Consider the following 24423-nt stretch of genomic DNA (forward strand, 5'->3'; position numbering starts at 1 on the left):
CAGCGTTGAACGACTACCTGAAGGACGGAACCTGCTTCGAAGGAACGCAGTACGACGCCGCCGGCGTCCCGTCCGCGTTGAATCGAATCGTGAGGCACTCCGCGGCGAAATCGGGGTTCAGACCCGAGTCCGGACCGCAAGAAGTCGCATCCGACGGACTGCACGCAATCGCGGGCCACAGGGCACGCATGGTGTAGTTCGAGGCGCAACCATCCTTCGTGTACTTCAGCTCACCCTTCAGCTGGGTGCCGGGCGCGAACGGAGCCGCGTAGACATCCACGTTGGTGTACTCGTAGCGGATCGTCGTCGCCGCGGCGGTGCTGGTCGCCGCGGCATTGACGGTGGCCGCCGACAGCGAGGGGGCCGCGCAGAAGTCCTTGTCATCAGGCTCCGTAGCGAGCGCACCCAGCGCCGTCTGCTCCGAGGGGGCCCCAGGATCCCGGCTCGCGATGCTCGCCAGGCCGTTGGGACGAATCGTGAGCAGCGAGTTGTTCAGGTTGTCCGGGTCGTTGAACTTGAAGACGCCGAGCAACTCTCCAGGGGGAGCAACGATGGTGCAAGCACCACCACCGTTGACGAGGGTGGGGGAGTCCACCGCATCGTACTTGACCACCCAGTTGGCGTTGTCCTGCACGAAGCAGGGCGCCTCTGGCTGGTCGAAGTTGCAGCCCGTCAGCACGCTCGCCGTGCCAACAAGGACCATCGCAGCATTGAAAATGTTCTTGGTCATGTGACTTGAAATCCCGGTTCCGTGAGTGGCCAGAGACTAGAACGTGTACCGGACGCCAAGGCGCATCTGCCGCGGCGGCTGGTAGCTGGTCGGGTTCTTGAAGTTGGGGTTGACGTCTCCGTCCACGCTACCGAACGGCTCCGTGCGCTCCTCGCCTTCCTGCCACGTCACGTTGCCCGGCAGGTCGCTGGGCTTGCCGTTCGGGATCGGGGCGACGCTGAGCAGGGTGTACGTCTGGTCCACCGTGCTGACGCCCTGGAAGTTGAAGAGGTTGAAGACGTCGAGGGTCACGGAGATCACGCTGTCCTTGCTGACGCGGTAGTTGACGCCAATGTTGGAGTCAATGACGTTCAGCCAGGGCGTACGGCCACCCGCGCCACGGGGGAGGACGAAGGACTCGTCCGAACCGTAGAGAGCGTGGGCACCGAAGTAGTTGATCGGCGTGCCGGAGTTGCCGCGGTAGGACAGACCGATGCTCGCGGAGAGCTCGTTGGTGAAGTTGAACTCCTTCGCGCCGAACACCTTGATCTGGTGGGTACGGTCGAACGGGAGCAGACCCGTGCGGTTCGCCAGGAGGCTGATGAGGTCGAAGTCCGACAGGATGTTCGGGTCGAGCTGAGCCGTCTCCGGGCGGAACAGACCGGGGTAGTTACCGTACAGACGGGACCAGGTGTAGTTCGCCTGGGCCAGCCAGCCGTCCGAGAACGTGCGGTTCAGGTAGACGGTGACGTTGTCGTAGTTACGCTCCGGCTTCGGGAACTCCTTGGCGAAGCCGCTGCCCGGGTTGCCGAGGAAGTACGAGCGACCGTCATCGCGGCTCATGTCCTCGATGACCATGTTCATGTCGCGGTGGGTGTAGCTGGCGCCCACGCGGGTGTTCGCGATGAGCTCGTACTCGCCGCCGACGACGATTTCGTCGGACGACTGGGGGTTGATGTCCGGATCGATCGGCTCGTTCTCCACCTTGCCGCCCGTGAAGAGGCGGTTCGGGTTACGGCTGCTCTCCGGCTGACCGAGGACGTAGTTGGGATCCCGGCACTCCGTCTCCTGGCTCTCGCGGCTGGACGGGTCGCAACCACCCGACTCACCCGGCTCCACCATGGCGCGGCGGGCCTCGTAACGACGCTCACCCGGGAACGCGCGGTCGAGCATGTTCAGCGGAACCTGCTCGTAGTACCGGGCGAAGTTCACGAAGAACTTCGTGCGGCCGTTGGCGAACGGGTCGACGATGGCGCCGATACGGGGCGACCACTGGTTGCCGAGGATGAGGGCCAGATCGCCATCACCGCCGTACATCGCCTGCACGTCGTAGCGCACGCCGAGGTTCAGCGTGACGCGGTTGGCGATGGACCAGGAGTCCTGCAGGAAGCCACCGACCGTGGTGCTGGTGGTCTTCGACTGCTGGGTCAGCTGGGTGATGGGGCTGTCAGGGGACGCCTGGTAGCCGTAGCGGCGGTAGTCATGAACCGCGATGCTCTCCGTGTAGGGCTGCCCGTTGAGGGTCGCACCCGTGTACGGGCGATTCTCCTGGAAGTACACGCCACCGCCGTACGCCTTGAGCTGGTCGTACGACAGGAACTCGGTGTCGACACCGGCCTTCAGCACGTGGGTGCCGAGCGCGTTCAGCAGGTACGTGGCCTTCGCGTTGATCTGGTAGCGGTCCAGCTTCGCGTCGGACATCAAGCCGGGACCACCCAGCGTGTAGCCCGTCACGGGGCAACGCTCGACCGAGACCGGGTCGCCGTTCTCGTCGACCGTCTCCAGCGGATCGCATGCCGCTTCCTGCCCCGCGGGCAGGTTCTCGAACACCGTCAGCCGGCGCTCGAAGTTGTAGAGCATGCGGGAGTAGCCCGCAAGGCCCTGCGACGAGCCGATCTTGCTGCCGTCCGCCGGAAGGGTGGACGCCGTCTGGTGGAACCAGCCGAGGTTCGCGTCGACCAGGACCTTCTTGTCCATGAACGCGCCCGCGTACTTCAGGGCCAGCGACGTGGCGTTCGCGTTGGTCTCCGTGAAGGCGAAGTCGCCAGGACGGGAGGACAGCGCGCCCGGCAGACCACCGGACTGCGGGTTGATGCTCAGCTTGCCCATGCCACCGGTCGTCGTCGGAGTGCCGTTGAGGGCGATCGAGACGTTGTGGTCCTGGTTGATGAGGTACGTCAACTTACCCATGTACTGCACGGTCCGGGTGTCGGCGTAGTACTGACGGTCAGAGCCCGCGATGGGGTCGACGACGGTGAAGCCCTCGTCGTTGGTCACCGAGGTGCCGTCCGCGTTCAGCCGGATGGCGTTCAGCGTGCGGGTGTGCTGGTAGCGCGTGAACGACGGCGCGAAACCGGCGAAGAACCACAGCTTGTCCTTGAGGATCGGGCCACCGAGGGTCGCGCCGAAGTCACCCAGGTTCTGCAGCTCGTTGAGGCCACTGATGACAGTGCCCTCTTCCTGGACCTGCTTGCGGGTGCCTTCGAAGGTTCCCGGCGTCCAGTTCGCGAACACGGAACCGTGGAACTCGTTGGAACCAGACCGGGTCACCGCGTTGATGACACCGCCCGTGGAGCGACCGAACTCCGGCAGGTAACCGCCGGTGATGATGTTCACGTCCTGCACGAACTCGATGCTCATCGGGCTGGCGTTCACGCCGTAGGCGGGGTCGTTCGTGGACAGACCGTCCACCACGTACCCGTTCTCAGGCGAGGTCGCGCCGTTGATGGACACACCGTACTGGTCGTTCTGGGCGCCAGGCGCCAGCTCGGCCAGGGACTCGAAGGAGCGAGCCGCTCCTCCCTTGCCACCCGGACGGGCCACGGCGATGCGCTTGATGAACTCCTGATCCACGTTGACGCCCGTGGTCGTGGAGCCCACGTCGATGGTCGGCGGCGCGCCGACGATCTCCACCACTTCACCGAGGGACTCGGGGAGCAGCTCGACGTTGACGCGGATGGTGCGGTTCAGACGCAGCTGGACGTCAGAACGTGCGTACGGCTTGAACTGCTCTTTCTCGAACCGCAGGGTGTAAACACCAGGCGGCAGCTGGGGAATACGGTAGTTGCCCTGAGCGTCGGTAACCACGGTCTGCTCACCCTGAAGGTTGGGCGAGGTCGCGGTGACAACAACGTCAGGAACAGGCTGCCGGCTTTGAGCGTCGATGACAGTACCGATCATCGTGCTCGACTGCGCGAAAGCCGCCGATCCATAAAGCAGACCTGCGGCCAGGACAACTCCGGTTTCCCGGAGCACTCGGTTCAAGTGCATACCAGACCCCTCCAAGGTGGGCTGCAACCGAAAATGACTGGGGAAAATATCCGAGGTCAAGCAGTTGTCAATAGACCGTTGCTTTTTGGTAACCAGTGGGGCAATTGCGCGATCACGTCAGTTACCCTTGACCGTGCTTGCTTGAACCCGGAACGCGTTTCTGTATGGTAGCGCGCCCTTTCAGCCGGGCGGGGCGTGGTGGGTGTCCACTGGTGATGAGGAGTCTAGTACATGTTTGATTCAGTCCTTGACCGCGGTCAGGCGCCCAGAGCGCGGTTCGGCGTGGGGACCACCATCTCCGTGATCCTGCACGTCGCTTTGTTCGGCGTGGCCTACTTCCTGTCGACGAGGGAACCGGTCGAGGAGGAGAAGGAGATCGAGGTGACGTTGAAGGCCACCATGGCCCCGCCGCCTCCTCCCCCGCCGCCTCCTCCCCCGGCGGCGAGCACCAAGCCGAAGACGACGCCCAAGAAGCCCAAGAAGCCCGACACCATCGTCCAGCCCAAGGAGATCCCGAAAGAGATCCCCAAGGAGGCCGAGCCGGCCGAAGAGCCGGAAGAGGCTCCAGAGGAGGCCAGCGAGGAGCAGGTCGAGGGTGGCGTCGAGGGCGGTGTCGCCGGCGGTGTGGTGGGCGGCGTCGTGGGTGGCGTGATTGGCGGCGTGGTCGGCGGGCAGCTGGGCGGGACGGGGACGGAAGTGCTGCCGTTCGGTGCGGGCATGACGCGTCCGGAGAAGGTCTCCGGCCCGCAGCCCGAGTACACGCGCGAGGCGCTCGAGTCCCGCGTGCAGGGCACGATGATCGTCAAGTGCGTCATCACCGTGGAAGGTCGAGTGGAGCGCTGCCGAATCATCAAGCCCCTGCCCCACATGGAACAGGCCGTCATGGACGCCCTGACCTCGTCACGCTACAAGCCCGTCACGTTCCAGGGCCGTCCGGTCCAGGTGGATTACACCTTCACCCTGAATCTGAAGCTTCCGCGCTGATCCGGGCGCGCCGTAGAGAAGCACCGCCGACCACCCCGCGCTCGTGAGGAGGAGCGCTTAATCAAGCCATGCAATTCACTCTCATCGATATTTGGCACCACACGGGCACCTTCGCCCGTATGATCATCTTCACCCTGGCCATCATGTCGGTGGCGTCCCTGGTCGTGATGGCGGAGCGGATGATCGTCTTCCGCAAGACCCGGTCCGACAGCCGCAACTTCGCCGCCAAGATGGGTGCCATCCTGGCGAAGGGCGACCTGACCACCGCGGCCAACACGAACCTGGGCAAGGACGTGGGTCACCTGGGTCGGGTGATCAACTCCGGCCTCACCGCGTACCGGATCAGCCCCAACAACAAGGACATCGCGGTGGAGTCGGTGGCGCGGGCGCTCGAGCGTCAGGCGCAGCGCGAGGTTCAGAGCATGAAGCGCGGCCTGGGCCTGCTGGCCACGGTCGGCTCCACGGCTCCGTTCGTGGGTCTGCTCGGCACGACGATGGGTATCGTCAACGCCTTCCAGCTCATGGCGGCGGCCGGCTCCGGCGGTCTGGGCACCATCTCGGCCGGTATCGCCGAGGCGCTCATCACCACGGCCTTCGGTCTGTTGGTCGCCATCCCCGCGGTGATGGCCTACAACTTCCTGCAGGGCTGGGTGGATGCTCGCTCGGTGGACATCTCCGAGTCCTCCAACGAGTTCCTCGACGTGGTCGCCCGCCACATGGGCGGCGGCGCGCACTCCTCGCACGCGGCCTGAGCAGTCACCGGCGAGCCCGGGGACGACCCGAGGCCCGCCTCCCGACGTGAACGCGGCCCCTGAAGTCCGGGGGCCTGCGACGCCACCCGGGACGGCGGGCTTCCACCACCTGGAAGCAGGTTAAACGCATGGGAATGTCAGCTGGCCCCAAGGGGGGCATCAAGAGCGAGATCAACGTCACACCGCTGGTGGACGTGGTGTTGGTGCTCCTCATCATCTTCATGGTCGTCACTCCCATGCTCCAGCGCGGCAAGTCCGTGGAGCTGCCGAAGGCCACCGAAATCGAGAAGGAGAAGGGCAAGGACTCAGACCCTCTCTACGTCTCCATCACTCCGGACAAGAAGGTGTTCCTGGAGAATGACCAGGTGGACGAGCAGGCGCTTCAGGACCGACTGACGCAGGAGCTGGCGAAGGACCCGGGCAAGAAGATCCTGCTCAAGGGCGACAACACGGTGAACGTGGGCGACGTGCGCAGGGTGCTGGACGTGGCCCGCAAGGCCAAGGCCAAGCAGATCGCGCTCGGCGTCGAGGAGAAGAAGTAATGGCGGGCCACAAGCAGCGTCAGTGGGTGAAGCCGCAAACGCCGCCCAACTCGGAGATCAACGTCACGCCGCTGGTGGACGTGGTGTTGGTGCTCCTCATCATCTTCATGGTCGTCACGCCCCTCCTGGAGAAGGACATCCTGGTGCGCGTGCCGGACACCGAGGTGGAGGATCAGCCGCCGCCGGAAGACCCGAATAACCAGCAGCTGGTGGTCCTGCTGGACAAGGACGGCGGCTACTCCATCAACACGGAGAAGGTGCCCACGGCCGACTACGTCAACCGGCTCAAGCGGATGCTCGCGGCGAAGAAAGCGGACGAGAAGGTCGTCTTCTTCATGGCGGACGATGCGACCAACTACGGCCGCCTCATCGTGGCCATGGATGGCGCGAAGGGCGCCGGCGCGAAGGTCCTCGCCATGGCGACCGAGCTGCCGTCGAACGCCATCATCCAGGGTACGCAGGTGGACACCGGCACTCCGGCGCCCGCTCCGACGCCGACTCCCTGAAAACCTCCGCCCGGAGCCCTACGCTCAGGGTTGGAGTCGCGGTTCACAATCAGAAGCTCGTCGGCTAGAGTTCACTTCTCATGGCTGACGAGCTTCTCGTCTTTGAACAGACCATCGAAGCCCTCTTCCTGCGCGCGCTGCACGGGCGGCTGACGCCCGCGTGCAAGAGTCGCCTGCGCCAGGCGGGGCTCGACGTGGACCAGAAGCTTCGTCCCGCCTACGCTTTCCCGTCGTGGATGGCCTTCCTGCGCATCGCCGCGGAAGAGCTCTTTCCCCAGGAAGCCATCGGCCCCGGTACATGGAAGCTCGGCGAGGCCTATATCGAGGGCTTCCGGGAGACCATGCTGGGCCGCGCGGTGCTGTCGCTGCTGCGCGTGCTGGGGCCTCGCCGGACGCTCATGCGGGCCACACAGAACTTCCGGGCGGGCAACAACTACACCGAGTCGAAGCTGGTGGAGCTCACTCCCACCCAGTTCGAGTTGTGGATGAACGAGGTGGGTGACTACCCGGACTTCACCGCCGGCATCATCCACGCGGGACTGCGGGTGGCCGGCGCACAGGACGTGAAGGTGGAGCCGTCCGGCTACGACGGCCACGCCTGCACCTATCGCATCAACTGGAAGGAGGCCTCGGTCTCCTCCGGCGTCGCGGGCAGCGGGGACTCCAAGGCCGCCATGAGGTCCGGGTCCATCAGCTCCCTGTAGATGAACTCGGCGATGAGCCCCGTCACCATCCAGATGGGCAGGATGTAGAGCGACGTCATCTCCCAGAAGATGGCGCCCGCGTCCGCGTAGTACCAGATGCGGTAGCCCGTGAGCCGCTCCAGCATCAGCCCGCTGAAGGCCTCGAAGAGCAGGATGCCGACGCCGTAGACGACGGCTCGCAAGCTGGCGTGCTGGTAGAGCATCCAGCGGTAGACGGGCTCCACGAAGCAGAAGCACGCGACGCCATAGATGAGGAACATCCACAGCGAGCACTGGCCATAGGCCGTGATGTTGGGCGTGTTCCAGATGGCGTTGAGCCCCAGCCGGTCGTCCACCTGCCACTGGAACTGGAACAGCGTCCCGAGGATGGGCACGTCCCGGGAGATGCGCACCAGGTTGTAGAAGAAGATCTCCGAGCTGAGTCCCACCATGCCGTAGAGGCAGAAGCGGAACATCGCGAAGGCCACCTTCATCCGCTGGCCTCGCTTCATGTCAGCCCGACGGATACGGACCGGACGGCGCCGATGAATGACCTGCGACCCCATGCGCGTCATCTCCCCCATGCATTCCCCAGATACCCGCCAAGGTACCCAAGAGGCACCCGCCCTGGCTAGACCCACCTTCACTAATCCAGTGCATCTGGAATCGTGACGCGCGGGCCCTCGGGATGGGCATCCGCCTGGGGAGATTGGATTCGAAGGGCCGTCGCCTCGGGACGCCGTCGGTACGCGGGTTGCTCCGCGAAGGTCGCGACGTCTGAGGGAGAGGGCGGGGACATGCTGGCGAGGGTGCGGTCGGGGGCGTTGATGGGTATCGACGCGGTGGTGGTGGAGTGCGAGGTCGACATGGCGCTCGGGCTTCCCTACTTCAACGTGGTGGGGCTGCCAGAGGGCGCGGTGCGGGAGTCGAAGGTGCGCGTCGTGTCCGCGCTGAAGAACACGGGCTTCGAGCTGCCGCAGAAGCGCATCACCGTGAACCTGGCGCCCGCGGACTTGCGCAAGGACGGGGTGGCGTTCGAGCTGCCCATCGCCCTGGGCGTGCTGGCGGCGGCGAAGCTGCTCGAGGACGGGCCCCTGGCTCGCTACCTCTTCGGTGGAGAGCTGTCGCTGGACGGCTCGCTCAAGCCCATCAAGGGAGTGTTGCCACTCGCGGTGGCGGCGAGGGACCGGGGCTTCGAGGGCGTCATGGTGCCCGCGGCCAATGCGGCCGAAGCCGCGCTCGTCGAGGGACTGACGGTGCTCCCGGTGACAAGCCTGCGCGAAGCGGTGGACCACCTCGCGGGCACCCACGTCATCACGCCCTTCCGCCGCGAAGGTCCCTCCGCCGCGGCGCCGCAAGGGCGGCCCGAGCCCGACATGGCGGACGTGCGGGGACAACCCGAGCTCAAGCTCGCCCTGGAGCTGGCGGCCGCGGGTGGGCACAACGTGCTGATGTGCGGACCACCAGGCTCCGGCAAGACGATGCTCGCACGTCGCCTGCCCAGCATTCTTCCGGCGATGACCTTCGCCGAGGCGCTCGAGGTGACGAAGGTCTATTCGGTGTTGGGGCTGCTCAACGCGGGACACTCACTGGTGCGAGCACGGCCCTTCCGCGCGCCGCACCACACCCTCTCCGATGCGGGCCTCGTCGGCGGAGGCCCCCTGGCGCGCCCCGGCGAACTCTCCCTGGCGCACCACGGCGTGCTGTTCCTGGACGAGTTGCCGGAGTTCCGACGAAACGTGCTGGAGGTGCTGCGCCAACCGCTGGAGGAAGGGGTCATCCACCTCGCACGGGCGAACCAGAACATCAGCTATCCGTGTCAGGTGATGCTGGTGGCGGCGATGAACCCCTGCCCGTGCGGCTACTTCAACGTGCCGGGCCACACCTGCACATGTCCCGAGCATCGGGTGTTCGACTACCACGCGCGAGTCAGCGGACCTCTTCTGGACCGTGTCGACATCACACTGCAGACGCGCCCGGTGGAGTACCACCACCTGGCGCGCGCGGAGCCGAAGGAGACCACGAGCCTCCACCACCGGGAGCGCGTGGAGACCGCGCGGCAACGCCAACGGGAACGCTACCGTGACGAGCCCAGCGTGCACTGCAACGCCCAGCTTCCCTCACATCTGCTGCGACGCCATTGCGTCCTGAGCCCGCGAGCGGAACGGATGCTCGAGCTGGCGGTGCGTCACCACGGCCTGTCCGCACGCGCGCATGACCGGCTGCTCAAGCTGGCCCTGACTCGGGCAGACCTGGAAGGACACGGGCGCATCGAGGACGTGGACATGCAACTCGCCATTGACTGCAGGGCACTGGACCGGCGTGGGTGGCTGCACGCCAACACGCACGGCGGCACCCCGCCCTCCCGTTCCGGTTCCCGCTGGCCGGTGACTCCTTCCGGAACGGGGCCACCCGAGCGCCCCTGACGCGGCGAAGGCTCAGTGCGAGGACGGAGGAGCCAGCCCCCGCGAGGATGCGGCGCCGTGTGTCGAGGGCTCCGCGTCCGTCAGCAGTATCTGCTCGCCGCGGGTGGTCGAGCTCGGGAGACGGAGCTGATCCAACCGAGGCGCGGGGCCGGTGATGATGCGGGCCGACTTGTTGAACGTCAGATACGAATAGGCCCAGTCGAGCATCACCGCCAGCTTGCTGCGGAAGCCGATGAGGAACATCAGGTGGATGAAGAGCCAGGCCGACCAGGCGAGGAAGCCCGATTGCTTGAAGCGGCGGAAGGCGATTCCCACCGCGTGGCCGCGACCAATCACCGCGTAGGAGCCTCTGTCCCAGTACTTGAACGGCACCATCGGCTGGCCCCGGAGCCGACGGAGGATGTTGTGGGCCGCGTGCTTGCCTTCCTGCATCGCCGCGGGCGCGAGCCCTGGCACAGGCGTGCCATCCGCCTGTTTGAGCGAGGCGAGGTCTCCCACGACGAAGACATCCTCATGCCCCGGCACTGTCAGCTCGGGCGTCACGTTCACCCGGCCCGCGCGGTCCAGCGGAGCACCCAACGAACGCGCCACCGGCGAGGCGGCGACACCCGCGGCCCAGAGCACCGTGCGGGCCGCGATGTGTTCCGTGCCGATGTAGACACCTGACTCGTCGATGTTCGTCACCCGGGCGCCCGTGCGGACCTCCACGCCCAGCTTCTCCAGCGTGCGGCGGGCCTGCGCGGCGAGGTCGTCGGGATACACGGGCAGGACCTTGCCCAGCCCCTCGATGAGGATGATGCGCGCGTCGCGCGTGTCGATGTTCTTGAAGTCTCCCGTCAAGGAGCTCCGACTTATCTCCGCCAGCGAGCCCGCCATCTCCACGCCCGTGGGCCCCGCACCGATGATGACGAAGTTGAGCAGCGCCCGGCGGATGCTCGGGTCCGTCTCCCGCTCGGCCATCTCGTAGGCCAGCAGGACGCGACGCCGAATCTCCACCGCATCCTCGATGGACTTGAGGCCAGGGGCGAAAGGCGCCCAATGGTCATTGCCGAAATACGAGTGCGTCGCCCCCGTGGCGATGACGAGGTAGTCGTACTTCAGTTCGCCATCCGACAGCAGCACCCGCTTGCCCGCGGTGTCCACACCCGTCACGTCCGCCAGCACCACCGCCACGCCCTTGGGACCCAGGAGCCCGCGCAGGGGTGCGGCAATCTCACTGGGACTCAACGTCGCCGTGGCCACCTGGTACAGCAGCGGCTGGAAGAGGTGGTGGTTGTGTCGGTCCACCAGCGTGATGCGGACAGGCGCCTTGACGAGCTGCCGCGCGGCGCTGAGCCCGGCGAACCCTCCACCGAGGATGACCACATGAGGCAGGTCTTCGCGTTGGGTTTTCACGAGGGAAAGGTCATGCCGCCCCCTCCAAACTTCAACGCAAAGCGCCGTGCCCCCGACGAGCAACCGAGCGCCCCCCTGCTCCAGATGAATCGCACGATAATGCGAGGCATTAAGCGAAAGACTGGGAGCCCCCACAGTCTCATCTGCAAGCCCATGCAGTCCCCGCTCACCGCGGCTTCGCGGGGGGTATCGGGCGACGCGCGTGTGGCTCTCCCGCGATGGCACCGGGACATCGGCGGTGCAATGGAGGTGTCCGCCCCGGAGACGCGCGCCGAGCCTGTCGGGGCCCGAAGGACATGTGCGGGCTCGCCGCGCGCACCCTCCACCATCCGGGACACTCCACCGGCCTCGCGGACACCTCGTCACGCGCGCTCCAGGGGAGCACGCCCCCGGCATGCACGTTGCTCATCCCCACGCCGATGCGTCCGTCACCTCCATCCGGAGGAGAAGGAACGCAGCACAGTCACAAGGACAGGGCGGCGAGGGTGTCGATGAGCAAGCTGACGGAGAAGCTGAAGGCAGTGGCGGCGGCGGTGGCATCCATCGAGAAGCAGTTCGGGCGAGGCTCGGTGATGACGCTGGGGGCTGACGCGCACGAACAGAAGGTCGCGGTGATTCCGACGGGCTCCGTGGGACTCGACCGGGCCCTCGGTGTGGGCGGCTATCCCCGAGGGCGCGTGGTGGAGGTGTTCGGCAACGAGTCGTCGGGCAAGACGACACTCACCTTGCATGCGATTGCGCAGGTCCAGGCTGCGGGAGGCGTGGCGGCCTTCATCGACGCGGAGCACGCGCTCGACATCCACTACGCGCGCAAGCTGGGCGTGCGCGTGGAGGAGTTGTTGGTCTCACAGCCGGATACCGGTGAGCAGGCGCTGGAAATCACCGAGCAACTCGTGCGCTCCGGAGCCGTGGACCTCATCGTCGTGGACTCGGTGGCGGCGCTGGTGCCCCGCGCGGAAATCGAAGGGGAGATGGGAGACGCGCACATGGGCGTGCAGGCGCGGCTGATGAGCCAGGCCCTGCGCAAGCTCACGGGCGCGGTGAGTCGCTCGGGCACCTGCATCGTCTTCATCAATCAGATTCGCATGAAGATTGGGGTGATGTTCGGCAACCCGGAGACCACCACGGGCGGCAACGCCTTGAAGTTCTACTCCTCGGTTCGGCTGGAGATTCGCCGCACGGGCAACATCAAGGACGGAGACGCCGTGGTGGGCTCGAGGGCCCGCGTGAAGGTGGTGAAGAACAAGGTCGCCCCGCCCTTCCAGGAAGCGGAGTTCGACCTGCTGTACGGCAGCGGCATCCACCGCACAGGCGAGGTGCTCGACCTGGGCGTGGCCTCGGGCCTCATCGACAAGGCCGGCAGCCACTTCAGCCTGCGGGGAGAGCGCATCGGACAGGGACGGGAACGCGCGGTGGAATGGCTGCGTGAGCACCCCGACGCCCTGGAGACGCTGGCCCGGGAACTGGCGGGTACGCCGCCCCTCCCCTGCCCCACCGCGCCCGTGGAGGCAGCGGCCTAGCCAGCCAGCTCATCCAGGGTGAGGGCCACGGGATAGCGACGCTCACCCGCGCACAACAGCAACCCACCCTCGGGAGCCGGCTCCAACAACTGGCCGAGTTGGTACTGCGCGTCCCGGGAGAAGCGCGCCTTGGCCCTGCCCTGCTTCACGCGACAGGTCAGGACCCCATCGGACTCCGCGGCCAGGGTGGAGAGGTCCAACACCTCGGCGGTGCGGTCACTCAACCGGATGGACACGCGTTCCTCCGGCGTGACGTCCACGGTCCGCACCTCGTACGCGGCATCCGCCACCTGCACGAAGCACCAGTCATTGCCGATGCGGAGCTGGTAGCGGCCCGTGTCGTCCAGGATGAGGGAAGCGTTGAAGAGCTCGATGATTTTCGGATGCTCGATGGGCTCGTCGTCGTGCCACCAGCGCAGGCGGGCATCGAGGCGGATGCCGCTGTCCTCGCGGGTGTGCCAGCGCTTGCCGGCAGGAGGCTGTCCGGTGGGAGGTTGCATGGCCTCTTTCTATCTGCGCGCGGAGCCTGGGGGATTCAAGCCCTCGGGCTCCACTGCCCTACCAGTTCCGGACAAGCTCCGTGTAGCCCCGGAAGGCCACCGCGCCCCAGAAGTTCACCAGCACGCCCAGCGCCAGCGTCGCCAGCACCACGCGCTGGCGCAGCGACCAGCCGCCAATGGCGAAGAGCAGCAAGAGATAGGGCGTGTAGTCCAGACTGAAGCGGAAGCCGAACTGCATGTAACCCGTGTTCTGGTAGAAGAGCCCTGGCAGCGCGCACACGGCCACGGTGAGCCACAGCGGCCAGTGCAGGCGCGGTCTCAGCTTCGGAATCAGCAGGAAGACGAGCAAGGGCAGCGTCAGCAACAACGTGAGCCCTCGGGGGTCATAGCCGAGCTTGAGCGGCGCCAGCGACAGCGACGGCCACTTGAGGAAGGCGGCCTCCAGGTTGCGCCCCAGGTATTCCCAGTGGAAGAGGCCCCACCGGTCGATGTCCACGTTGACGCGGTTGTTGAAGAGGAAGGCGTGGCCGAACTCGCTCAATCGGCCGAAGCGATACACGTTGTAGCCAGCGGCCAGCAGCCCCAGCGGTGCGGCGCCCAGCGCGAACAAGCCCACCTTTCGCGCCGCCGGCTTCCAGTTGCGCCCCAGGGCCTTGAGTTGCTCCAGCCGAGGCCCGGGGCCCGGGCACAGCGCCTCCAGCACGAAGAAGAGACCCGCGAAGAACAGCGGCGTGCGCGTGAGCGTGGCCATGGAGAAGAACACTCCGGCCAGGCCAGGCCGGTGGGCACGCAGGGCGTTGCGCACGTAGAGGCAGGTGAGGGCCACGCCCATGACCTCGGCGCTGAACCACACCTCGCCACGTATGGCGCAGTAGAAGAACAACGTGCCGAAGGCGAGTGTGAGCGCGAGCACGACGTTCTCATCGCGGGTGCGCGCCGTTTCACCTTCCTTCGCCAGGAAGCGCAGCAGCGAATAGAAGAGCGCCACCGCCAACGCGCCAACGATGACGCCGAACGAGGTGTCGTTGAACTGATACCCGTGCAGCGCGACGAAGGGCAGCATCGCCACGGCGGGGAAGGATGGGAAGCTCACGAACCAGCGGTCATCGGGAAGCGGCCGGCCCTCGCAGCGGACCTTCTCGCCACCCATCTGACGCACACAGGCCCAGTCCTCCAGATTGGGGAGGACCTGGGGGTCCACGTCCAGCCGCCCCTCCAACCACGACTGGGCCTGGTAGATGAAGTGCGGCGCCGCGCTCTGGCGCAGGAAGCGCTGGGAGCTGAAGCTCGAGAGCACGACGAACGCCACCACGAACAGCAGCACCTCCACGCGGTAGGCGGCGAACCACACGCGAAGCATGGCACCGGGCGCGCCTCCCGAAAGCGAGGGCGCGCTCTGCGTGGAGGGGGCAGTGGCCTCCGCGGGCGACTCGGGAGCTGGGATGGCCGACTCCTCTGGGGCCGGGCCCGTCACACCGGGCTCGGGGGTGGATGGCTCTTGGCGCTTGGACTTGGAGCGACTCATAGGCGGGCGGCGGACAGCAGGTGCTGTCGCAGCATCTCCAGCGTGTGGGAGGCAGCGAAGAGCCGCACGCGCTCTCTGTCTCCGGAAAAGGACATGCGCTCACACCGGGTCACCAGGTCCGGGCCCGCGAGCGCGCAGTACACGGTGCCCACGGGGTCCTCGGGAGTTCCTCCCCCAGGCCCCGCGTACCCTGTCACGGACAAACCATATGTGGTGCCGCAGGCGGCACGCGCGCCCTCGGCCATGGCGATGGCCGTCTGGGAGGACACGGCGGAATGACGCTCGAGAATCTCGGGTGGAACACCCACCCATGCGGACTTCATCTTCTCCGAGTACACCACCGCCCCTCCGACGAAGACGGTGCTGGCTCCCGCCACCGCCGTGAGCCACTGGGCGATGAGGCCCCCCGTACAGCTCTCCGCCGTCGCCAGCGTGGCGCCCGCGCGGCCCAGCACGTCCAGCAGCACCGGGGCGTACTCGTCCCCGTCCGCGCCGAAGACGCGGGCACCCAACACCCGTCGGCAGTCGACCTCGGCGGCCGCCAGCGCACCATCAGCCTCGGTCTGCGAGGGCGCCTCCGCCATCAGCTTGAGGTGATTCTCCGGTGCGTGCGTTCGGAAGCCGAACACCACCCGGGGGTGGCTCGAAGCCAGGGGCGCCACGGCGAGGTCCATTTCCGACTCGGGAAGCCCCACCGTGCGCAACAGGCGGAAGGCACGGAAGACTCGACCGGGTCTGGCCTCCAGCTCCGCCTGGATGCGTGGCAGCACCTCTCCATCCAGCAGGGCGCGGAACTCACGCGGCACGCCGGGCAGGAAGAACAGGCGACAACGTCCCAGCGTGAGGATGACGAGGGGCGCGGAGCCCACCAGATTGCGTACCGGCTCGCTGCCGCGAGGGATACGGGCCATGCGCAGCGCGCTCGGGTTGATGGGGAGACCCCGGGCCGCATAGCGCTCTTGCAGCCAGCCAAGCACCCGTGCGTCCTCGTCGAACGGGACACCCGCGGCGGCGGCGGCGCACTCCAGCGTGAAGTCGTCCGCGGTCGGTCCCAACCCGCCGGAGACCACCACCACCTCCGCCCGGGACGACGCCTCCAGCAACGCCTGGGTGATGTCGGGGCGGACGTCGCCCACCAACACCACCCGCTCCACCTTGACGCCCAAGTCGAAGAGACGGGACTCAAGGTAGGTGCTGTTCGTATCCGTGATGAGGCCGGTGACCAGCTCGTCACCAGTGCACAGCAACTCGACGCGCATGGGTCGCGCATCCTAGCGGCACCTGTCAGCCTCGGCACGGACGGAAGCATCTCCGCGCTCGCTCACCCGCCAGGACCGCGTCCGGACGCCCGCCTTCCCTCGGCGCGGGCTCGTGCCTGCTTCCTCGGTGGCGGGCACGTCTGCACGGCGAGCACCGCCTTCGGGCGAGGTCTCGGCACTCGCGCCGTGGCGTCGTCGAGCGGGTGTCGGCCGCCCAGAAGGAGGGCTCCGACTCCGCTCGTTCGGTCAGAGGAAGGCGGGCCCGTCGTTGCCCGGACCGGTACCGTCCTCGGCCTCTTCGTCATCATCCTCGTCGTCGATGACGGCGGCGACAGCCGTGGAGCCGGCGGCCACCTTGCGCGCCGCCAGATGCGTGCGCACCTGCACCGCGGACTCCACCAACCCCAGCGCGAGGTACGCACCACAGCAGGCCACCAACAACCACGCGGGATGGTACTGCGTCGCGATGGCCACACCGCCGACCACCATCAATGTGAACACACCCGCGCTCTTGCGACTGGGACGGGTGTCCTTGAAGGTGCGGTAACGCACCGTCGACACCATCAGCAGCGCCAGTCCCACCACCGCGACCGCCACCGGGACAACGGCCGACTCGTGCAGCGGCTCGCCTCGCGAGGCCACGTGGTGGGAGATGATGACCGAGACGAGCATGCCCGCGGCCAGGGGAATCGGCAGGCCCACGAAGAAGCGCCCACCCCCGCCATGCGGATTGCGCGCCGCCAGCACGTTGAAGCGCGCCAGCCGCAGCGCGCCGCACGCGGCGAACGCGAAGGAGATGAACAGCCCCGCGAAGCCCAGCGGCGCCAACGCCCACTTGTAGACCAACAGCGCCGGAGCCGCCCCGAACGAGACGACGTCCGCCAGACTGTCGAGCTGCACACCGAAGTCGCTCTGCGTCTTCGTCAACCGGGCGACGCGACCGTCGAACCCGTCGAAGAACATCGCGAAGAAGATGGCCAGCGCGGCCTGATAGAGCTGGACAGGACCCGCTTCACCCGCGCACAGCGTGATGGCGTAGAAGCCACAGAAGATGGACGTGACAGTGAAGAGGTTCGGCAGCACGAACATCAGTTTCCGTAACTTCATCGCTCCCTCGACTTCCTCTGATGCCCGTGAGTTCCTGGCAACAGGACGGCGGGTGAACGGACCTTAGCAGGGTTTTATTCGAGGCACCGTCAGACCGAGGGGTCATCCAGGAGGGCAACATGGGAGACTGGCGATGGGTCGTGTGGGTGCTGGTCGCCAGCCTGGTCGTGGTCATGGGCAATGTCCTGTGGGTGGCGCTCGTGCGGCGGTGGTACCGGCTGCGCACCCCGCTGCCCCAGGCCCTCAAGGCCCAGTGCGCGGATGGATGGGAACTGGCGGTCCACGCCCGGCGCGCCCCCGTGCGGCGCTTCGAGGAGCCGGTGCTGCTGTGCCATGGACTGGCCGCCAACCGGTACACCTTCGACTTCGAGCCCCCCTATTCCGTCGCCCACTATCTGGCGGAGGCGGGTTTCGACTGCTTCAGCGTCGAATGGCGCGGCACCGGGCACTCGCGCCTGCCCCCCCGTGGCCGGCGGTACACGGACTTCACCATCGATGACCACATCCTCCAGGACGGCCCCGCACTGCTGGAGCTGGCCCTGAAGGAGACGGGCGCGAAGCGGGCCTTCTGGCTCGGGCATTCGCTGGGAGGGCTCGTGGGCTATGCCCTGGCGCAAGGCCCGGAAGGAGCGAAGCTGTCGGGACTGCTCACGCTCGGCGCCCCCGTGCACTTCAAGTCGGAGCCCTTCCTGCGCACGCTCATCTCGCTGGGCGTCCGCGCGGCATGGCCCGCGCGCTTCCGGCAGGAGTGGATGAGCGCAAGCCTCGCGCCCTTCCTCGGCTACGTGACGCTCCCGCTGTCGGACCTGGTGGTGAATCCCCTGCACATCCCTCCGCGCATCCAGCGGCAGGTCTACGCGAACATGATGTCGTCGATGAGCCGCAAGGTGCTGCTCCAGTTCCAGGACTGGATTGAGCATGACGCGTTCCGCTCGTTCGACCGCACCCGTGACTGGCGCGCCGGCATCTCCCGCCTCCAGCTCCCCATCCTCGTCATGGGCGGGAGCGCGGACCGGCTGGCCACCGCCGAGAACGTGGAGAGCCAGTTCGCCCTCGTCACCGCCGAGGACCGCACGCTGCACGTCTTCGGCAGGGACCGGGGAGACGCGCTGGACTACGGGCACGGAGACCTCGTGTTCGGCAAGGGCGCGCCCCAGGAGGTGTATCCCGTCATCCGTGAGTGGCTGGAGAAGCACGCCACGCCCCTGGATTCCGCCGACGCGCCCGCGCCGCCTCCCGCGTGATCAGCGCGGGCCGGGCCTAGGCTCGGCGAGGCGCTCCACACACGGCGCCTCCTCTCCCCTCCGGTCCTCCGTGCGGATGCGCCCCAGTCGCACCCGGGTGTCTCCCGTGCACTCGGCCCAGATGAGGCCCTGGCTGGCCCCCCGTACCAGGAGCGCGTCCACGCGCAGGTCGCCATCACCCATCGCCGCCAGCACCGTCTCACCGCTGTCTCGAGCTTCCACTCCCGTGGCGTCCAGCCTCGCGAGCGTGTCCACCAGCAGCGCCGCTTGCCCGCACTGCTCCAGTTCCGCGTCGCGCAGGGACACTCGCGCGTTCTGCGCCGCGAGGACGCAGGCCCCCGTGGTTCGCCGAATCACCACGCCCTCCACATCCGCGCGCACCTGACGCAGGTGCAGTCCGTCTCCGGTGATGCCATCCACCGAGCGCACGCCCACCACGGTGCCGCCCGTGAGCCTCAGGCTTCCGCCGACCGCCACCACTCCGTACTCGGCGGCATCCTCCACATGGAGGCGCCGCGCCTCCACCTCCGAGCCCGTGAGCTGGAACGCACCGTGGCTGCCACTGCCGCGCACCACCACGTCCTCCAGCAGCACGCCGCGCGAGGCGACCACGCCCAATCCCGCCCGTTCGGCGCCCACTGAGAAGAGCCCCCGCACCTCCAGACGCAGCGCACGCATGGCGGAGACCGCGAGTTCGTGCCCCCGCACTCGCACGTCCTCCATCACCAGGCTGCCCTCCACCACCGAGAAGGCCGCGCCTCGGCCGCCTTCCGACACCGCACGGCGGACCTCCGCGTGCCCACCATCCATCCCCACCGCCGTCACCGGCCCCGTGAAGCGCACGTCCTCCAGCAGCACCCGAGACTCGGCACCTCGGACGCGGACCGCGCGACGGAAGGGGCCCGTGAAGGAGGTTCCTCGCAGCCACGCGTCCCGGGATGACGGTGGAGACGGAGCCTCTTCGGGCGCGTCGAGCAGGACACCCACGGTCTCCGACACGGTGGCCTCGAAGCGTGCATCCACCGCGTCGAACCTTCCGGATGTCACCCGCACCGCGCCCTGGCGCTGGCCGCTGAAACCCACGTTCTCCACCAAGACGCGCCCGCCGCCCGTCACCTCCAGGCCCCAGGTTCCGCCCCGCACCTCCAGGTTCCGCAACAGGACTCCCCCCGTTCCCGTGGCTGGCGACGAAAGGTCCTGCGGATCCGTGGCATTCAACGGAGACCCACTCGACGCCGCGACCAAGCCCCGCGGGCCCAAGGGGCTCAACGGGAAGCCACCATGCCCCACGGACTGAGACGGCACGCCCTGCTGCCCTGGGGAGGTCCACGGGAAGCCACCATGCCCCTCGGGCCGAAACGGCAAGCCCTGCAAGCCTGGAGAAATCGGCGGGAGCACACGCTGCCCATCACTCGCAGGCCCTTCCGCCCCACCCGATGGCCCGGCGGCGCTCGGCACTGGCTCCTCGGGTCCCTCCGCCCCACCCGATGGCCCGGCGGCACGCAGCACCGTGCCCTGCGGGGCTTCCACCAGCAGCACCGTGCCGGGTCCCTCGCCCTCCAGCCGGACATCCTCGGGCAGGGTGAAGGGGCCCCGGTACGCTCCCGCCGCCAGGTGCACCGTCAGCGGACCCGGCCGGGCCAGCGCCTCCGCCAGCGACCTCAAGGGCCGCTCCCTGGAACCATCCCCGGGCCGCCACCACGCCGCGTCCACCCACACCTCGACACGGACCTGCTCCCGCCCAGGGGTGGCCCCTCCGCCCACGGGGAGCCCCGGGCCCCGGCAGGCGCCCAGCGTCAGGATCATCAACGTCGGAAACGTTCGGAAGCGCACGCAGGTGGAAACCCTAGTCCATTCCCGCCCACCCCGACCCAGGCGCGATCAGCAACACACGCCAAGTGATCGAAATCTCAAAGACTTTCTTCAAATCACGATCAACCCAATTGTTTTCGACACCCTGATTCCACACGGTGTGTCGGTGTCTCGGGTGCGGATTTCTCCCTCTGTCTACGCCCGGTGTTTCACCGAGCCAACTTTTCGTCCGGAGGCCGATTTTCCGGCCTCGGAGCGCGGTCAGCATTGACAGGGAAAAGAGCGATTTGTTACCACCGGTTGGCTTACGCGCATTCAAGGCCAGACAACGCAGGACGGAGGGGCGTAATGACCAAGGCAGAGCTCGTCGAGGTGGTGGCGGCGCAGACACGTCTCACCAAGAAGTCGGCGGCGCAGATCCTCGACATCGTCTTCACCAACATCGGCAAGGCGGTGAAGAAGGACGCGCGATTCAGCTACCCCGGCTTCGGAACCTGGTCGGTGCGTTCCCGCAAGGCGCGGAAGATTCGCAACCCGCAGACCAACGAGATGATGAAGCTGAAGGCCTCGAAGACCATTGGCTTCCGTCCGGCCAAGGAGCTGAAGAACTCGCTGTGAGTCGCTGACGCCACCCCGGTTCATGCCGTGGCGTCCCAGGGACTCGCGATGAACCGGGCACTCCCCTCAGGGGCGCTACCTCAAGCCGGTGGCGCCCCTGATGCGTTGCGGGCTCACAAGCCCGCACCACCCCGCGCCATCGGCGGCGCCTCCAGACGCCCTTCGCCCTCGTCCCCAAGCGCGTCCAGGGGGTCCATCACCTCCCCGTCCCGCCACAGCTCGAAGTGCAGGTGCACGCCCGTGGCCAGCCCCGTCTCGCCGGCCAGCCCCACCGCATGGCCCCGCTCGAGAATCTCCCCCGGCTCCACCAACACCCGGGACAGGTGGCTGTAGCGCGTCAACCAGCGCCCATCGTGCTGCACCTCCACCTGGAGGCCGTGGTCGCCGTTCCACCCCGCACGCAACACCACACCCTTCGTCGCCGTGTAGACGACCTGACCCTGCTTCGCCGCCAGGTCCACGCCGAGGTGGCGCCGCTGCTCGCCCAGGATGGGGTGCCAGCGCTGGCCGAAGACGCTGGTGATGGTCACCGGATCCACGGGCCAGGCCAGTCGGGGCAGTCCGTTGACCTCCTCCGGATGCTCCAGCCGCCGCAGCTCCGCCATGCGCACCGCGAGCCGCCCGACCCTCAGCACCACGGCCTCCGCCAGGGCTCCAGGCATGTCGCCATACGTCCTGCCGTCCTGCTCCAGCTCGGCCTCCAGGACGCCTCGGGCTCGCTCCACGTCGCGGGAGTCCGTGCGCTCCACCGCGCGCGCCAGGAACGCATCCAACATCCCGTTCATCAACTCCCAGCTCTCCACCTGCCCCAACGGCATGGGCCCACCCCGCGCCACCTTCCGACGGTGCCCACGGGCCCGCTCCCTGAAGGACTCCAGGGCCTCCTGGAGTTCCATGGAGGGCTCGGGCGCGGCCAGGCGTACACGTCCACCCGGCGAGGCGGGGACAGGTGACGAGGACGGCTCCGCGGAGGACCGCTCCGGGGTCTCGTAGACCTCATCGAAGCTCATCTTCTGCTCCGACCGAGGGGTGGAGCAGGCACAGACGCTGACGAAGGCGAGGAGGCGGAGTCGACGCACGGCCCGGCGAGCCTACCACGCTCCGCTCGGTGCCTTCCCTCGCCCAGCAGCCACGGCTTCGCCCGGAGCGGAAGCGAGCAAGCAACCCGGGGGGCGGACAGATTCGCGGCCCGGAAAACCTCGCCCCTTCGTTGAGCCCCGCGTGGCGACCGGCGGCCTACGCCAATGCTCGCCGGATGCGCGCGACCGATTCGTCGATGTCCGCCGCGGACAGGTCCAGGTGCGTCACCAACCTCACCGAGCGCGGTCCCCCCGCCGGGTTCGTCAGCACGCCGTGTCCCCCCAGCAGCGTCACCATCTCCAGGGCCGGGCGGTCGAACTCCGCGAACACCATGTTCGTCTCCACCCGCGCCGTGTCCACCTTCACTCCCGGCACCTCGGCCAGCGCCGCCGCGAGTCGGCGCGCATTCGCATGGTCCTCGGCGAGCCGCTCCACATGGTGGTCCAACGCGTACAGCGCCGCCGCGGCCAGGATGCCCGCCTGCCGCATGCCTCCACCCAGCCGCTTGCGCAGCCGACGCGCCTCCTTGATGAGGTCCGCGCGGCCCGCCAGCGCCGAGCCCACCGGCGCCCCCAGCCCCTTCGAGAAACACACCGACGTCGTGTCCGTCAGCCTCGCCCACGTCGACGCGGGCACACCCGCCGCCACCTCCGCGTTGAACAGGCGCGCACCATCCAGGTGCACCGCCAGCCCCGCCTTGCGTGCGACCTCCACCACCGCGCGGAAGCGCTCCACCGGCCACACCGAGCCCCCGCCGCGATTGTGCGTGTTCTCCAACGACAGCAGCCGCGTGCGCGGGTTGTGCATGTTGTCCTCGCGCACCGCCGCCGCCACGTCCTCCGGCGTCAGCAAGCCCCGCTCACCCGGCAGCGGCTGCGGCTGCACGCCCCACAGCGCCGGCACCGCGCCGCCCTCGTAGTGAAGGATGTGACTGCCCGCCTCGGTCAGCACCTCGTCCCCCGCCCGGCAGTGCGCGCCGATGGCCACCTGGTTGGCCTGCGTGCCCGAGGGTACGAAGACGGCCGCCTCGAGCCCGAGCCGCTCCGCCACCCGGGCCTCCAGGCGCAGCACCGTGGGGTCCTCGCCGTAGACGTCGTCCCCCACCTCCGCTTCCGCGATGGCTCGGCGCATACCGGCGGTGGGCTTGGTGACGGTGTCGGAGCGAAAGTCGATGGGCTTCATGGTTCTCCCGCGGGGTGGCGACAGCCAGGACTTGGGGGCACGACAGGGGTGACATACAACGGCCGCGTGCCCGGACGTGAGACAACGGCGGCGAAGCGTGAGCGCGCGGTGAAGGTCATGGAGCGGCTGGAAGCCTCCATGCCCGATGCCCACATCGAGCTGGATTTCCGCTCCCCCCTGGAGCTGCTCGTGGCGGTGATGCTCTCCGCCCAGTGCACGGACAAGCGGGTCAACATGGTGACCCCCGCCCTATTCCAGCGCTTCCCCAACGCGCACGCCTACGCGGAGGTCCAACCCGCCGACGTGGAGCCCTTCATCCGCACCTGCGGCCTGTACCGCGCCAAGGCGAAGAACATCGTCGCGGCGGCGAAAATCCTCGTGGGGGAACATGGCGGCCAGGTGCCGCTCCAGCGCGACACGCTCGCGGAGCTGCCCGGCGTGGGCCGAAAGACGGCGGGCGTCGTGTGCATCCACCTGGGCGGCGACGATGCCTTCCCGGTCGACACCCACGTGAAACGGCTCGCGTACCGGCTCGGCTTCACCACGCACGAGGACCCGGACAAGGTGGAGACGGACATGCGGTCCGTGCTGCCCATCCCCTGGTGGACGAAAGGCCACCAGCTCCTGGTGTGGCACGGGAGGCGGACGTGTTTTGCCCGCTCCCCCGAGTGCGACCGGTGCGTCGTGGCCGAGCTGTGCCCCAAGAAGGGCGTGGCCCGAGCGACTACCGAGAAGCCGAAGGGTTCAGCTCGCTCTCGCGCGAAGCCTTGAGCTTCTTCATCCGCTTGCGGATGAACTCGCGCTTCAGCGTGGAGACGTGGTCCACGAAGACGGTGCCATTCAGGTGGTCCGTCTCGTGCTGCACGGCGATGGCGAGCAGCTCGTCACAGCGCAGCGTCTGCTCCTGACCGTCCACGTCCAGGTACTTCACCGTGACGACGGCGGCGCGGTCCACGTCCTCCGACTCACCGGGGAGGGAGAGGCAGCCCTCGTTGTAGGTCGTCTCACCCTCGAGCGCGACGAGCTCCGGGTTGATCATCGCCAGGGGCTTGGACTCGGGCTGACGCGGCGTGGTGTCCAGGACGATGACGCGCTGGAGCACGCCAATCTGCGGCGCCGCGAGTCCCACGCCGTCGGCGGCGTACATCGTCTCGAACATGTCCTTCACCAGCGCGCGGGTGGAGTCGTCCACCTTCGTCACGGGCTTGGCCTTCTGCTTCAGGATGGGGTCGGGCCAGATGAGGATCTCACGAACCATGGAGGCCCTCTTAACTCCCCCCGCGCGCACGGGCAACCCCGTGCGGGCAGC

22 protein-coding genes are annotated in these 24423 nt (G+C 67.7%); 10 read left to right on the top strand and 12 right to left on the bottom strand.

Features of this window, described 5'->3' with window-relative positions; genetic code table 11:
- Window positions 1-13: 13 nt before the first annotated feature.
- Both HUA76_RS31280 and HUA76_RS31285 read right to left on the bottom strand, forming a co-directional pair.
- A complete protein-coding gene (locus tag HUA76_RS31280) occupies window positions 14-730 on the bottom strand; it encodes a hypothetical protein (protein WP_174454814.1) in 717 nt (238 codons plus the stop codon).
- Window positions 731-766: 36 nt separating this feature from the next.
- A complete protein-coding gene (locus HUA76_RS31285) occupies window positions 767-3979 on the bottom strand; it encodes a TonB-dependent receptor (protein ID WP_174462895.1) in 3213 nt (1070 codons plus the stop codon).
- A gap of 231 nt (window positions 3980-4210) precedes the next feature.
- Here HUA76_RS31285 and HUA76_RS31290 point away from each other — a divergent pair, with 231 nt between their 5' ends.
- The 5 genes from HUA76_RS31290 (at window position 4211) to HUA76_RS31310 (ending at window position 7467) form a co-directional block, all read left to right on the top strand.
- Window positions 4211-4963, top strand: coding sequence for an energy transducer TonB (locus HUA76_RS31290; protein ID WP_174462896.1), 753 nt, complete (start codon window positions 4211-4213; stop codon window positions 4961-4963).
- Between the two features lie 68 nt (window positions 4964-5031).
- Window positions 5032-5715: a MotA/TolQ/ExbB proton channel family protein gene (locus HUA76_RS31295; protein ID WP_141647756.1), complete on the top strand. Its 684-nt coding sequence runs from the start codon at window positions 5032-5034 to the stop codon at window positions 5713-5715.
- A gap of 128 nt (window positions 5716-5843) precedes the next feature.
- Window positions 5844-6257 (top strand): biopolymer transporter ExbD, encoded by a 414-nt coding sequence (locus HUA76_RS31300; protein ID WP_141647757.1) that lies wholly within the window; start codon window positions 5844-5846, stop codon window positions 6255-6257.
- Entirely contained in the window at window positions 6257-6763 is a 507-nt protein-coding gene (locus tag HUA76_RS31305) for a biopolymer transporter ExbD (protein ID WP_141647758.1), read from the top strand. Before HUA76_RS31300 ends, HUA76_RS31305 begins: the two co-directional genes overlap by 1 nt.
- Window positions 6764-6843: 80 nt before the next feature.
- Complete coding sequence (locus tag HUA76_RS31310) at window positions 6844-7467, top strand: DUF2378 family protein (protein ID WP_141647759.1); 624 nt, start codon at window positions 6844-6846, stop codon at window positions 7465-7467.
- Here HUA76_RS31310 and HUA76_RS31315 read toward each other — a convergent pair.
- Window positions 7368-7958: a hypothetical protein gene (locus tag HUA76_RS31315; protein ID WP_246137702.1), complete on the bottom strand. Its 591-nt coding sequence runs from the start codon at window positions 7956-7958 to the stop codon at window positions 7368-7370. The two genes, HUA76_RS31310 and HUA76_RS31315, sit on opposite strands and share 100 nt — an antisense overlap.
- Window positions 7959-8243: 285 nt before the next feature.
- On the opposite strand from HUA76_RS31315, the gene HUA76_RS31320 reads away from it, so the two are divergent.
- Complete coding sequence (locus HUA76_RS31320; RefSeq protein ID WP_174462897.1) at window positions 8244-9872, top strand: YifB family Mg chelatase-like AAA ATPase; 1629 nt, start codon at window positions 8244-8246, stop codon at window positions 9870-9872.
- Window positions 9873-9884: 12 nt separating this feature from the next.
- On the opposite strand, the gene HUA76_RS31325 is transcribed toward HUA76_RS31320, so the two are convergent.
- A complete protein-coding gene (locus HUA76_RS31325) occupies window positions 9885-11267 on the bottom strand; it encodes an NAD(P)/FAD-dependent oxidoreductase (RefSeq protein ID WP_174454810.1) in 1383 nt (460 codons plus the stop codon).
- Between the two features lie 491 nt (window positions 11268-11758).
- Here HUA76_RS31325 and recA point away from each other — a divergent pair, with 491 nt between their 5' ends.
- Window positions 11759-12787, top strand: a complete 1029-nt coding sequence (gene recA, locus HUA76_RS31330) for a recombinase RecA (RefSeq protein WP_174454809.1) — start codon at window positions 11759-11761, stop codon at window positions 12785-12787.
- Here recA and HUA76_RS31335 read toward each other — a convergent pair.
- The 4 genes from HUA76_RS31335 to pssA form a co-directional block, all read right to left on the bottom strand.
- Window positions 12784-13287, bottom strand: a complete 504-nt coding sequence (locus tag HUA76_RS31335) for a DUF1285 domain-containing protein (RefSeq protein ID WP_141647764.1) — start codon at window positions 13285-13287, stop codon at window positions 12784-12786. The two genes, recA and HUA76_RS31335, sit on opposite strands and share 4 nt — an antisense overlap.
- A 58-nt stretch (window positions 13288-13345) precedes the next feature.
- The gene (locus HUA76_RS31340) at window positions 13346-14812 is read right to left on the bottom strand and encodes a hypothetical protein (RefSeq protein ID WP_174462898.1); all 1467 of its coding nucleotides are present in this window, start codon (window positions 14810-14812) and stop codon (window positions 13346-13348) included.
- Window positions 14809-16071: a CinA family nicotinamide mononucleotide deamidase-related protein gene (locus HUA76_RS31345; protein ID WP_174462899.1), complete on the bottom strand. Its 1263-nt coding sequence runs from the start codon at window positions 16069-16071 to the stop codon at window positions 14809-14811. Before HUA76_RS31345 ends, HUA76_RS31340 begins: the two co-directional genes overlap by 4 nt.
- Window positions 16072-16317: 246 nt before the next feature.
- Complete coding sequence (pssA, locus tag HUA76_RS31350) at window positions 16318-17178, bottom strand: CDP-diacylglycerol--serine O-phosphatidyltransferase (protein ID WP_141647767.1); 861 nt, start codon at window positions 17176-17178, stop codon at window positions 16318-16320.
- A gap of 119 nt (window positions 17179-17297) precedes the next feature.
- Here pssA and HUA76_RS31355 point away from each other — a divergent pair, with 119 nt between their 5' ends.
- The gene (locus tag HUA76_RS31355) at window positions 17298-18422 is read left to right on the top strand and encodes an alpha/beta fold hydrolase (RefSeq protein ID WP_141647768.1); all 1125 of its coding nucleotides are present in this window, start codon (window positions 17298-17300) and stop codon (window positions 18420-18422) included.
- Here HUA76_RS31355 and HUA76_RS31360 read toward each other — a convergent pair whose 3' ends face one another.
- Window positions 18423-20255: a DUF1565 domain-containing protein gene (locus HUA76_RS31360; RefSeq protein ID WP_254614633.1), complete on the bottom strand. Its 1833-nt coding sequence runs from the start codon at window positions 20253-20255 to the stop codon at window positions 18423-18425.
- 327 nt (window positions 20256-20582) lie between these two features.
- Between HUA76_RS31360 and HUA76_RS31365 the strand changes: the two genes are divergently transcribed.
- Window positions 20583-20852, top strand: a complete 270-nt coding sequence (locus HUA76_RS31365; protein WP_002635502.1) for an HU family DNA-binding protein — start codon at window positions 20583-20585, stop codon at window positions 20850-20852.
- 113 nt (window positions 20853-20965) lie between these two features.
- Here the strand turns inward: HUA76_RS31365 and HUA76_RS31370 are convergent, their stop codons facing one another.
- Window positions 20966-21931, bottom strand: a complete 966-nt coding sequence (locus tag HUA76_RS31370) for a M23 family metallopeptidase (protein WP_174462900.1) — start codon at window positions 21929-21931, stop codon at window positions 20966-20968.
- Between the two features lie 157 nt (window positions 21932-22088).
- Complete coding sequence (ltaE, locus tag HUA76_RS31375; protein WP_174454803.1) at window positions 22089-23114, bottom strand: low-specificity L-threonine aldolase; 1026 nt, start codon at window positions 23112-23114, stop codon at window positions 22089-22091.
- 48 nt (window positions 23115-23162) lie between these two features.
- On the opposite strand from ltaE, the gene nth reads away from it, so the two are divergent.
- Window positions 23163-23885, top strand: a complete 723-nt coding sequence (gene nth / locus HUA76_RS31380) for an endonuclease III (protein WP_371823542.1) — start codon at window positions 23163-23165, stop codon at window positions 23883-23885.
- On the opposite strand, the gene def is transcribed toward nth, so the two are convergent.
- Window positions 23839-24372, bottom strand: a complete 534-nt coding sequence (def, locus tag HUA76_RS31385) for a peptide deformylase (protein ID WP_141648714.1) — start codon at window positions 24370-24372, stop codon at window positions 23839-23841. The two genes, nth and def, sit on opposite strands and share 47 nt — an antisense overlap.
- Between the last annotated feature and the right edge of the window lie 51 nt (window positions 24373-24423).

The sequence above is a fragment of the Myxococcus sp. CA056 genome (assembly GCF_013336715.1).
In the GTDB taxonomy this organism is placed as follows: Bacteria; Myxococcota; Myxococcia; order Myxococcales; family Myxococcaceae; genus Myxococcus; species Myxococcus llanfairpwllgwyngyllgogerychwyrndrobwllllantysiliogogogochensis.